A 10,993-nucleotide genomic window follows, 5' to 3' on the forward strand; every position below is an offset into this window, starting at 1 on the left:
CCCGATCCCATTCCGAACTCGGCCGTGAAACGCTCCAGCGCCCATGATACTTCGTCTCAAGACGCGGGAAAGTCGGTCGCCGCCAGATCCGCCAACAACAAATACACAGCTTCTCACCTCACAATCAGACACACAATCAACAATCCAAACACCTCCCCACAGCACCAAACATACCCGTACTCGCACGCACGCTCGCAAACGCAAACGCGTGGGGACGCGATGCGACGCGATCAGACGTGATGCGAGATGCGGCGCGGACAGAACTCAGCGCTCAACGGGCTCGCCGAGATGGCTTCAAGGCATCGGTGTCCAACGCTTGAAATGCCAAAGTGCCGAAGCGATCGGGACAAGGCGCAGCCGCCAGCGAACCAAGTAGATGCACTGACAGGCGAGGATTGCGGGAACAGGCTCGCAAGCCCAACGCGCCCATACCCGGTAGAGCGCCCCGCATAAACGCCCTCAGCCAAACACCCTGAACCGCGCTGCCTATCCAGACATCAAATAAACCCGTTCCATCACCAGAAAGACCAGCCAGCCTACCATCGGCCCGTCGGACCAGCAGAACGGCAGCCAACCCTTCCCAAATAAACCCCTCCATCCCAGCCGTTGGCGATCATCGCGTTTATCACCGCGCCAAGATCCGCTGACGGCAGTCGCGGTGGTCGGCCAAGGCGAGCATCAGCCATCCCTCTGCTCTCCACCGCTGATCAACTGACGCTCCAGTCGTCCGCTATGGCGCCTCGCCGTCACCTGCCTATCTGCTTCTGCCACCTGCAAGGAGCCAGACATGCGAGCCATCACTTTGCGCGCGCCGGGCGGTCTCGACCGGTTGGAAGTCACCGATCGCCCTGAACCGGCTTCGCCCGGACGGGGTGAGGTCCGGGTGCGCATCCGAGCCTCGTCCCTCAATTACCACGACTATGCCGTCGCCGCCGGATACATACCGGCGACCGACGGACGGATACCCATGGCCGATGGCGCTGGCATCGTGGAGGAGGTCGGCGAAGGCGTCCGGAATTTCTCGGTCGGCGACTGCGTGGTCTCGACATTCTTTCCGGACTGGCTCGATGGCGCACCGACGGTCGGCGAATTCTCGCGCACGCCCGGCGACGGAATCGACGGGTTCGCGCAGGAGCTGGTGACCCTGCCCGCCACGGCCTTCACGAAAGCGCCGAAGGGCTACGACCATGCCGAGGCAGCGACGATCACCACCGCAGGCCTCACGGCGTGGCGCGCGCTTGTCGTCGACGGCAAGCTGAAAGCCGGCGATACGGTTCTGGTGCTCGGCACCGGCGGCGTTTCGATCTGGGCCTTGCAGATCGCGAAGGCGATGGGTGCACGGGTCGCCGCCACGTCGTCCTCCGACGAGAAGCTGGAGCGCGTGCGGGCGCTTGGGGCGGAGTTTCTCGTGAACTACAAGTCGCAAGAGGATTGGGGCCGCGCGGTTCGCGACTGGACGGGCGGGCGCGGCGTCGATCACGTCGTGGAGGTCGGCGGTGCGGGCACGCTTGCCCAGTCGATCGAGGCCGTCAGGGTCGGCGGCCATATCTCGCTGATCGGCGTCCTGACGGGTCGCGGCGGCGAGGTTCCGACCGCCAAGCTCATGGCCAAACAAGCGCGGCTCCAAGGCCTCATCGTCGGCAGCCGGCGCGAGCAGGAGGATTTCGTGCGCGCTCTCGAAGCCAACGGCATCAAGCCCGTGATCGACAGCCGCTGGCCCTTGGAGCGTCTCGCCGACGCCTTCCGCCATCAGGAGGCGGGGCGCCACTTCGGCAAGATCGTGGTGGAATGGTGAGGGGCGCGGCGCCCCTCCCCTATCGCATCCGACCTTCCAGAGGGCGTCAGGGCGCCTCGTAGCCGCAGATTCCCTTGATCTCCAAGAACTCGGCCAGTCCGAAATCGGCATATTCGCGCCCGTTGCCGCTCTGCTTGTAACCGCCGAAAGGCGCGCCCGCGTCCCAGGCGGGATCGTTGATATAGACGTTGCCCGCCCGCAAGCGGGAAGCGACGCGGCGGGCGCGCGTGAGATCACCCGACTGCACATAGGCGGCGAGGCCGTAGACAGTGTCGTTGGCGAGTTCGATGGCGTCGTCCTCCGTCTCGTAGGAGAGGATCGACAGGACCGGGCCGAAGATTTCTTCCCGCGCGATGCGCATGTCGGGGGTGACGTCCGCGAAGATCGTGGGCTTCACGAAGTAGCCGCGGTTGAGGCCGTCCGGCCGCCCGAGGCCACCCGCGACAAGCCGGGCGCCGTCCCGGATGCCGCTTTCGATCAGGTCCTGGATCTTGTCGTACTGCACCTGGCTGACCACCGGCCCGAGCTTCGTGCCTTCGGTCGCGGCCGGGCCGACCTTGAAGCCCTCCGCCGCCCTTGCCGCGATCGCCGCCGCCTCGTCGCGGCGCTCGAGCGGCACGAACATGCGCGTCGGCGCATTGCAGCTCTGGCCCGAATTGCCGAAGCATTCGCCAACGCCCGCCGTCACGGCCTTTTCCAGATCGGCGTCGGGCAGGACGATGTTCGGCGACTTGCCGCCGAGTTCCTGGTGAACGCGCTTGATCGTGTCGGCCGCCGCCTTGGCGACGAGGATGCCGGCCCGCGTCGATCCGGTGAAGGACATCATGTCGATGCCCGGATGCGCCGACATCGCCTCGCCGACGCTCGGCCCGTCGCCGTTGACGAGGTTGAAGACACCCTTCGGCACCCCGGCCTCCTCCACGATCTCGGCGAAGAGAAGGCCGCTCATCGGCGCGATCTCGGAGGGCTTCAGGATCATCGTGCAGGCGGCGGCAAGGGCGGGCGCGACCTTGCACATGATTTGGTTCATCGGCCAGTTCCATGGCGTGATCATGCCGACGACGCCGATCGGCTCCCGGGCGATCAGCGTCTTGCCGCGCAGCTCCTCGAACTCGAACCCTTCCAGCGCCTCGATCGTCTTGGAAAGATGCGCGGTGCCGATGCCGGCCTGCGTCGAGATCGCCCAAGGAAGAGGCGCGCCCATCTCGCGGCTGATCGCCTCGCCCATCTCCTTCGCGCGCCGCTTGTAGACCGCGAGGAGGCGTCGCAGGAGATCGAGCCGCTCTTCTTTCGTCGTCTGCCCATAGGTGGCGAAGGCACGGCGCGCCGCCGCGACCGCCTTGTCGATATCTGCCGCCGAGCCCATCGCGATCTCGGCAAAGGCTTCCTCGGTGGATGGATCGGTCACCGGCAGCGTCGCTCCGGGCCGGGCCGGCTCCACCCACTCCCCGTCGATAAAGAACTTCAGCGCATGGCTCATGGTCGTCGATCCCGAAAGGTTCCGACGAAAGGCGTAGCGCAGGCGCCCCGGCGTTTCCATGGGGTGAGGAATGAGGGCGCGGCGGCTCCCGCTTTGCTTCGCGCGGAAACCATTTGTTTCTGGCGAGCCGAATAGGCCTCGCTTAACGGATGAAGCTCGACCCGCACGCGAAGACGACCTCGCCATGAAGGCTGAAACCCTGTCGCCCGCCCATGCCAACCGCCTGATCGGCGACGCGCACAAGATCTGCGCCGACCTCGCCAAGGCTTCCCCGCGCACCTACTGGACCGACCTCGTTGCCACGGCGTGTTTCGCCTATGGCGGGCTGGCAATCCTGCTTCTGGCCGGGCCGCTCGCGCTGCGGCTTCCGGGCGGCGTCGTCGCGGTGCTCGCCATCTATCGCGGCGTCAGCTTCATCCACGAAATCTCGCATTTGCGCAAAGACGACGTGCCGGGCTTCAAGACCGGCTACAATATCCTCATCGGCGTGCCCTTCCTCGTGCCCTCGTTCCTTTATGAGGGCGTCCACAACCTGCATCACGCGAAATCGCGCTACGGCACGGCCGAGGACCCGGAATATCTGCCGCTGGCCCGCCAGACGATCTGGCATGTCGCCGCTTTCGTGGCCATCGCGCTTCTGACGCCGGTCGGGCTCCTGATCCGTTTCGCGGTGCTCGGCCCCTTGTCGTTTCTGTTTCCAGCCGTGCGGCGCATGACGACCGAGCGTTTCTCGGCGCTGGCGATCAATCCGGCTTTTCGGCGCGAGGAGCCGACGGCGAGTCAGAAGCGTCTTTGGCGTATCCTCGATGCCCTCTGCTCGGCCTGGGCGCTCGGCTTCGTTTCAGCGGCGCTCAGTGGCTTGGTATCGGGCGGGGCTTTCCTGTCGGTGATGCTGGTCGGCTCCGGCGTCGGCGCAGTGAATCAGGTCCGCACGCTGGCGGCCCATCATTGGGAGAACGAGGGCGAGGAAATGACCGCGGAGGAGCAGTTCCTCGATTCCGTCACCGTGCCGCCGCCCGCGACGCTTCCGGTTCTTTGGGCGCCGGTGGGGCTACGCTACCACGCGCTGCACCATCTCCTGCCGCGCCTGCCCTATCATAATCTGGGTGCCGCCCATCAGCGGCTTTGCCGGATGCTGCCCGCCGACTCGCCCTATCATTCTGCGTCCCATCGCGGCTTCCTGCCGGTTCTCGGCCGACTTCTCGGTCAAGTGCGGGGCAAGCCCGCCGCCGCGCCTGCGGAGTAGTCTTTGAAGGCTATAGGCCGCGCGTCGTCCAGGCGGCGGCCATGGCTCGGTTGCGGTCGAGGTCTTCGGGAAAGTCCAACTCGCCCCATTCGAGCCCTTCGATGGAGCGCACACCGACATCGCCTTTTTCCCGCGCGATGCGGTCGATGGCGCTCAGGTACCAGAGCTTCAGTCCGGCCTCCGTCTTCATGATCGCCTCGACCCTCGACGCGAACAAGCGCCCGCCTTCGGGCGAAAAGCGCAGGAACCCGATCGATTCCCCATGGACGATCTCCGGGGCCAGCGCCTTGCCGATGGCGAGAAGCCGGTTCCCGTCGAGGCTCACCTTCATGTCGTCGGGGTCGTAGCCGTTCTTGCGGTCGATCGTCACCGTGATCGGAAAGGCCGGCTCGCCCGCGAACACGGCCTCGGCGAGTTTGGGCTCGATCAAGGTGTCGCCGTTGAGGATGGCGAAGGCTCCCGTCATTTCGCCGCGCGCCGCCCAGCAGCTTCCCAGATTGTCGGCGAGGGCGAAGAACGGGTTATGCAGCGTGCGAATGCGCGTGCCGGGTGCCACGCCCCCCCGCTCCATCGCCTGGAGCGCGTCCTCGACATGGGACGCGCCGAAGCCGGTGACGACCACGATCTCCGCCACGCCCGCCGCTTCCAGGGCGCGTACCTGCCATTCGAGCAGCGAGCGGCCGGAGATGTCGAGAAGGCATTTCGGCCGCTCGGCGGTCAGCCCCTGCAGGCGGCTGCCGCGACCGGCGCTCAGGATGATCGTCTTCATACGCAATCCGTCATATCGACCCGAAGCGATATAGGACCCCCTGCCCCCACGCAATCGACGCGGAAGCGGTTTCCTTCGACGGTTCGATCACTTAGAGACCCTTCAAGACGATGCGATGAAAGCCGTGTGCTTGCGGGTTCTCTTCCTTTACCTCGCCCAGATTCACCAGATCCCCCATACCCTGCCCATCGCCATGGAAATGGCGCGAACGGGCGAGGCCGAGGTGCATCTGGCGAGCGCCAGCGACGACCACCTTCGCTACATGAAGGAACTCGGCGGTCTTTACCCGGACGCCGCCGTGACCTATCGGCGCTTGTTCCTGCCCCCTCCCCTGCGCACCCTGTCACGGCTTCGCCATGCCACGACCCTGCCCAAGGTGCCGGCGCTTCTGTTCAACCTTGCCTATCTGCGCTCGTTCGATGCGATCGTCGTGCCGGAGCGCACGTCGCTTCTCCTGAAGAAGCTCGGCCTCGGCCGCACGCGGCTCGTCTGGACCGGCCATGGCGGGGGCGACCGCGCGCATGGCTATACGGAGAATGTCGGCCGCTTCGACTTCGTGCTCCTGCCCGGCGAGAAGCTGGTGCGCCGGCACCGCCAAGCCGGCAACCTCAGCGAAGGCCATTACGGCGTCGGCGGCTATGCCAAGTTCGATCTGGTGGAAAGGATGGCGGAAAGGCGCGCGCCGCTTTTCGCCAACGACCGGCCGACCGTCGTCTACAATCCGCATTTCCGCCCCGGTCTTTCCTCCTGGCCGGAGATGGGCTGGCAGGTGCTCGATTTCTTCGCGCAAAGCCGCGACTACAACCTCGTCTTTGCGCCCCACATGCGCCTGTTCGACCCGCCGACGCCGGAAAAATATGCGCCCTTCCGCCGCTTCGCCGATCTGCCGCATATGCGGATCGACCTTGGGAGCACGGCCTCCGTCGACATGACCTATACGGGGCAGGCCGACCTTTATCTCGGCGACGTGTCGAGCCAGATCGCCGAATTCACCATCCGTCCCCGGCCGCTCGTGTTCCTGAACCCGCGCCGCACGCCTTGGGCCGGCGATCCGAACTATCGCTCCTGGGAACTCGGCCCCGTGGTGGAGGACATCGCGGATCTTGGGGCAGCGTTAGGCGAGGCTCTGGCGACGCAGGACGAGATGCGCGAGCGCCGCGCCGCTTATTTCGCCGACACCTTTGATCTCGGGCACGCCGGCCCTTCCGCGCCGCGCGGCGCGCGGGCGATCCTCGACTACTTGAAGGGGCCCGCGTGAAGCGCCGCAAAGGCTTCGACGCCGACACTGCGAACCGAAGCCCGTTTCGCGCCATTCTCGGCAACACGGCCATGCTGCTCGGCGGGCGCGGCGTCACCGCCGTTCTCAGCCTCGTTTATGTCGGCCTTGCCGCACGCAGCCTCGGCGTCGAGGGTTTCGGCCTTCTGACGCTCGTCCACGCCTTCGCGCAGACGGTGGGCGATTTCGCCGAGTTCAATTCCTGGCAGGCGACGCTCCATTACGGCATCCAACCCTTACGCGACCGGCGCATCGGTGATCTCTACCGCGTTTTGCGCTTCTCGCTCCTTCTCGACGCCATCGGCGCGGTCGGGGGAACGGCGGTGGCGCTTCTGGCGATCCTGTTCTTTTCCGGCCCCCTCGGCATGCCGGCCGACCTCACCGCTGTGGCGATGCTGTATGCGACCTCGATCCTGTTCATGTCCTCCACGACGCCGCTCGGGGTTCTCCGGCTGATGGACCGTTTCGACCTCGTGGCGATCCAGACCACCGTCTCCTCCGTGATCCGCCTCATCGGCGCGCTCGTCGTCTTCTTCACCGGCGGCGGGCTCGGGGCCTGGCTCTTCGTCTGGTATGTCTCGACGCTCGCTGCCTTTCTGTTCATGGTGGGGGCGGCGATCCTCGTCATGCGCCGCCATGCGAAAGATGAGGCGATCCCGTTCCTGCGCGATCTGCGGCCTTTCACGCGCGACATGCCGGGGGCCTGGCGCTTCGTGTGGAACATCAACCTGTCCTCCTCGCTCGGCCTCGTCACCGGGCGCGTGGCGCTTCTGGCGGTCGGCTTCGGTCTCGGGGCGCGAGAGGCGGCTTTCTTCCGCATCGCCAAGCAGGTGGCCGACGCCGCGACCCGGCCCGCCAAGCTTCTGGTGCCCGCGCTCTACCCCGAGCTTGCCCGCCTCTGGATGGAGCGCGACATCCCGCGCCTCGGCCGCCTTTGCCTTCAGATCGCAGCCACGGCCGGCGCGGTCGCGACCGGGGCGCTGGCCATCCTGTTTTTGTTCGGCGACGATCTCATCACCCTCGTCGTCGGGCCTGAATTTCTGGGCGCGACGGAGGTCATGCTCTGGCTCTTCGGCTCGGCCGTGGTGACGGTCTGGGCGCTGCCTTTGGAGCCGCTCCTGATCTCGACCGGGCGCTCGGGCAAGGCGCTTCAAGCGCGCGCCATCGTGGCCGTGGCCTATCTCGCGACCCTCTTTCCCCTCATGAACGGGATGGGTCTGGCGGGCGCCGGCATCGCGGGCCTTGCCGCCGCGATCCTTCAATTCATGCTTCAACTGGCCTTCGTTCTGCGAAGCAACCGGAGATAGCCTGTCTTTCCCGCGCGTTGCTCTGAAGCGGCGATCTTGGTAACGACATCGCCACGTCGATGGGCGGCGACTTGCCGAGCAGTATGATCCATTCCAACGAGACCATGATCGACGCCAAGCGCGTGGCAGCTTCGCGGGCCTCGACGCTGATCGGCGCCCTCCGCGAAGCGGCGGCGACCGGCGAGGGCTTCCGCTTTTATTCCGGCAAGGGCGAGGCGCTGGAAACGCTGTCCTATGCCGATCTAGAGCGCGAGGCGACCGCGATCGCCCATCGGCTGATGGCTCTCGGCCTCCAACGGGGCGCGCGCGTCGCGATCCTCGCCGAAACCGACGGCGACTTCCCTCGCGCCTTTTTCGCCTGCCGTCTTGCCGGCCTCGTCCCGGCGCCGATGCCGCTTCCCGCCGCCTTCGGGGGCCGCGACACCTATCTGGCGCATCTGCGTCGCATGGTGGAAGCGGCGGGCGCTTCCGCCGCGATCGGCCCGCAATCCCTCGCCGACTGGCTAGTCGATGCGGTGGCGGGCCTCGATCTCGCCTATGCCGGCACGCTCGAAGGCCTGCCGGTGGCCGGTGGCCAAGGCGAACTGCCGGAAGCCCGCCCCGACGATCTTTCCTATCTCCAGTTCTCGTCCGGCTCGACGCGCTTTCCCGTTGGCGTCGCGGTGACGGAACGGGCGCTGATGGCCAATCTGCGCGCCATCGTGGATCACGGCCTTCAGGTGGTGGAAGGCGACCGCTGCGTGTCCTGGCTGCCCTTCTACCACGACATGGGCCTTGTCGGCTTTCTTCTGGCCCCGCTCGCCGGGCGCTTGTCGGTGGATTACCTCGCGACGCGCGACTTCGCGCGCCGACCGCTCCTTTGGCTCGATCTCATCTCGCGCCATCGCGCCACGATCTCCTACGCGCCGAGCTTCGGATACGATCTTTGCGTGCGCCGCGCGGGCGCGCAGGTCCCGGCCGGCCTCGACCTTTCCTCGTGGCGCGTCGCCGGCATCGGCGGCGACATGATCCGCCCGCAGGTGCTTTCCGCCTTCGCCGACCGCTTCGCCTCCGCCGGCTTCGGGCACGATCGCTTCGTGCCGAGCTACGGCATGGCCGAAACCACGCTCGCTTTGTCCTTCGCCCCTCTCGGCCAGCCCTTGCGCACCGAAAACCTCGACAGCCGGGCGCTGGAAACGCAAGGCCGGGCCGTCGCGGCACTGCCGGACGCGCCTTCCCGCACCTTCGTGTCCTGCGGGCGCGTTCTGCCCGATCACGAGATCGCGGTCTTGAGCGAATCCGGCGAACCGCTCGGCGAGCGCATGGTCGGGCGGCTTCTGGCGCGCGGCCCCTCCATGATGGAGGGCTATTTTCGCGATCAGGCCTCGACGCAAGCGGTTCTGTCGCCCGATGGCTGGCTCGACACCGGCGATCTCGGCTACCGCGTGGACGGCGAGATCGTGGTGACAGGGCGGGCCAAGGACCTCATCATCGTCAACGGCCGCAACATCTGGCCCCAGGACCTGGAACTCACGGCGGAAGCCGAGGTGCCCGGCCTTCGCGCCGGCGACGTCGCGGCCTTTTCGCTCGACCGGGGCGGCGAGGAGCGGGTCGTCGCCATGGTGGAATGCCGTTTGTCGGACGAGACGGCCCGGGCCGACTTCGCGCAAGCGGTTGAAAAGGCGCTGCGCACCCGGCACGGGCTGGAAGTCCATGTTGCGCTGGTCAGGCCGCACACCCTGCCTCAGACCTCGTCGGGCAAGCTCAGCCGCACCAAGGCGCGCGAGCTTTACCGGCGGATGCTGGACGAGGCCGCACAGCCGGCGGCGTGACCGCCATGCCCGGCCCGACGATCGCCCTCACCGGCGCGACCGGATTTCTCGGCACGCATTTGGGCACGCTTCTCACTGAGCGCGGCTTTCATCTCAAAGCGTTGACGAGGGCGGGCGTCTATCCCCCCTTTCGCTGCGAAACCGTCACCGGCCGCCTGGATGACGAGGCCGCGCTCGACCGGCTGCTGGCGGATGCCGACTTCGTGCTTCACGTCGCAGGGCTCACCAAGGCGCTCGGCGCGGCCGAATTTCACGCCGTGAACGGCGCCGGCACGGCGCGACTGATGAGGCGTGTCGTCGCAGTTGCGCCGGATTCTCACGTGACGCTCGTGTCGAGCCTTGCCGCTCGCGAGCCCGGATTATCCGCTTATGCCGCGAGCAAGGCGGCGGGCGAGGAGGAAGCGCGCCGCCTGATCGATCCGTCCCGTCTGCTCGTGATCCGCCCGCCCGCTCTTTACGGGCCGGGCGACAAGCAGACGCTCGAACTCTTCAAGGCCGCGCAGCTGCCTCTCGTGCCTTTGCCTGGAACGGGGCGCGAGCGCATCGCCGTTCTGCACGTCACCGACGCCGCGGAGGCGATCGCCGATCTTCTCCAGCCACGCGAAACGGGCGCCTTTACTTTGGCCGATAGCCGCCCGGAAGGTTACACGCTTGCCGAACTCTTCAGAGAAGCCGCCCGCGCGCAAGGGCGCAACGCTCGCTTCATGAAAGTTCCGACACCGGCGCTTCGCCTTCTGGGAAGGGTGGCGGAAGCCTCCGGCCACCTCCTGCGCCGGCCGCCGCTCCTGTCGCAAGGCAAGCTCGCCGAGATGCTGCACGAGGATTGGTCGGTAGATCCCGCCCTCATGCCGAACGATCTATTGAGGCAAGCGCGGGGCATTCGGCAAGGCTTTACCGAAACCGTCACATGGTACGAGCAAGCTGGTTGGCTTTAAGAATGTTTTTGAAGTGTCACATTCAGAAACTTTATTTGAGTCGAAACACCACCGCACTGCGATATTTGTTCAGCTTCGCCAAAAACATGGCGCCTCTTCGTTCGGAGGTCCTTTGGATCACAGCCTTTCGACCACGTCATCCGTCCTTCTGGGCGAGATCACGCAGGTCCTCCAGTCCATGCTCGGCCGCCCCGTGTTTCTGGAGCCCGAGACCAATATCGTCGCAGACCTCGGCCTGGATTCCCTGGCCTTGATGGACTTCTGCATGGAGTTGGAGGATCGGCTGGACATTTCCATCCCCCTTCACCAAATGGCGGACGTCGTCAGCGTGGGGGATCTTGCCTCCGCGATCTCTGGATTGCGTAAGTAAGGTC

At 66.2% G+C, this 10,993-nt stretch carries 9 protein-coding genes and 1 rRNA gene; 8 read left to right on the top strand and 2 right to left on the bottom strand.

All coding sequences use genetic code 11. From position 1 onward, the window contains the following. Both rrf and F9929_RS08810 read left to right on the top strand, forming a co-directional pair. Positions 1 to 88, top strand: a 5S ribosomal RNA gene (gene rrf / locus F9929_RS08805); the annotation flags it as partial. Positions 89 to 787: 699 nt separating this feature from the next. Next, positions 788 to 1,795: a zinc-dependent alcohol dehydrogenase family protein gene (locus F9929_RS08810; RefSeq protein ID WP_152046204.1), complete on the top strand. Its 1,008-nt coding sequence runs from the start codon at positions 788 to 790 to the stop codon at positions 1,793 to 1,795. Between the two features lie 46 nt (positions 1,796 to 1,841). On the opposite strand, the gene F9929_RS08815 is transcribed toward F9929_RS08810, so the two are convergent. Next, positions 1,842 to 3,275: an aldehyde dehydrogenase family protein gene (locus F9929_RS08815; protein ID WP_152046205.1), complete on the bottom strand. Its 1,434-nt coding sequence runs from the start codon at positions 3,273 to 3,275 to the stop codon at positions 1,842 to 1,844. 184 nt (positions 3,276 to 3,459) lie between these two features. On the opposite strand from F9929_RS08815, the gene F9929_RS08820 reads away from it, so the two are divergent. Then, on the top strand, positions 3,460 to 4,521 hold the full coding sequence (locus tag F9929_RS08820; protein ID WP_152046206.1) for a fatty acid desaturase family protein: 1,062 nt from the start codon (positions 3,460 to 3,462) through the stop codon (positions 4,519 to 4,521). A 10-nt stretch (positions 4,522 to 4,531) separates the two neighbouring features. Here the strand turns inward: F9929_RS08820 and F9929_RS08825 are convergent, their stop codons facing one another. Continuing rightward, positions 4,532 to 5,290, bottom strand: coding sequence for a phosphocholine cytidylyltransferase family protein (locus F9929_RS08825; protein ID WP_152046207.1), 759 nt, complete (start codon positions 5,288 to 5,290; stop codon positions 4,532 to 4,534). Between the two features lie 130 nt (positions 5,291 to 5,420). Here F9929_RS08825 and F9929_RS08830 point away from each other — a divergent pair, with 130 nt between their 5' ends. The 5 genes from F9929_RS08830 to F9929_RS08850 all read left to right on the top strand — a co-directional run bounded on the left by F9929_RS08830 (position 5,421) and on the right by F9929_RS08850 (position 10,989). Beyond that, positions 5,421 to 6,548: a sensor domain-containing protein gene (locus F9929_RS08830; RefSeq protein ID WP_152046208.1), complete on the top strand. Its 1,128-nt coding sequence runs from the start codon at positions 5,421 to 5,423 to the stop codon at positions 6,546 to 6,548. Beyond that, complete coding sequence (locus tag F9929_RS08835; RefSeq protein WP_152046209.1) at positions 6,545 to 7,873, top strand: lipopolysaccharide biosynthesis protein; 1,329 nt, start codon at positions 6,545 to 6,547, stop codon at positions 7,871 to 7,873. The genes F9929_RS08830 and F9929_RS08835 overlap by 4 nt, the downstream gene beginning before the upstream one ends. A 71-nt stretch (positions 7,874 to 7,944) precedes the next feature. Beyond that, the gene (locus F9929_RS08840; protein ID WP_235919146.1) at positions 7,945 to 9,684 is read left to right on the top strand and encodes a fatty acyl-AMP ligase; all 1,740 of its coding nucleotides are present in this window, start codon (positions 7,945 to 7,947) and stop codon (positions 9,682 to 9,684) included. A 5-nt stretch (positions 9,685 to 9,689) separates the two neighbouring features. Continuing rightward, the gene (locus F9929_RS08845) at positions 9,690 to 10,619 is read left to right on the top strand and encodes an NAD-dependent epimerase/dehydratase family protein (RefSeq protein ID WP_152046210.1); all 930 of its coding nucleotides are present in this window, start codon (positions 9,690 to 9,692) and stop codon (positions 10,617 to 10,619) included. Between the two features lie 112 nt (positions 10,620 to 10,731). Continuing rightward, positions 10,732 to 10,989: an acyl carrier protein gene (locus F9929_RS08850; protein ID WP_235919147.1), complete on the top strand. Its 258-nt coding sequence runs from the start codon at positions 10,732 to 10,734 to the stop codon at positions 10,987 to 10,989. Positions 10,990 to 10,993 lie beyond the last annotated feature (4 nt).

This window comes from Aureimonas psammosilenae (assembly GCF_009176975.1).
GTDB classification, from domain to species: Bacteria; Pseudomonadota; Alphaproteobacteria; order Rhizobiales; family Rhizobiaceae; genus Plantimonas; species Plantimonas psammosilenae.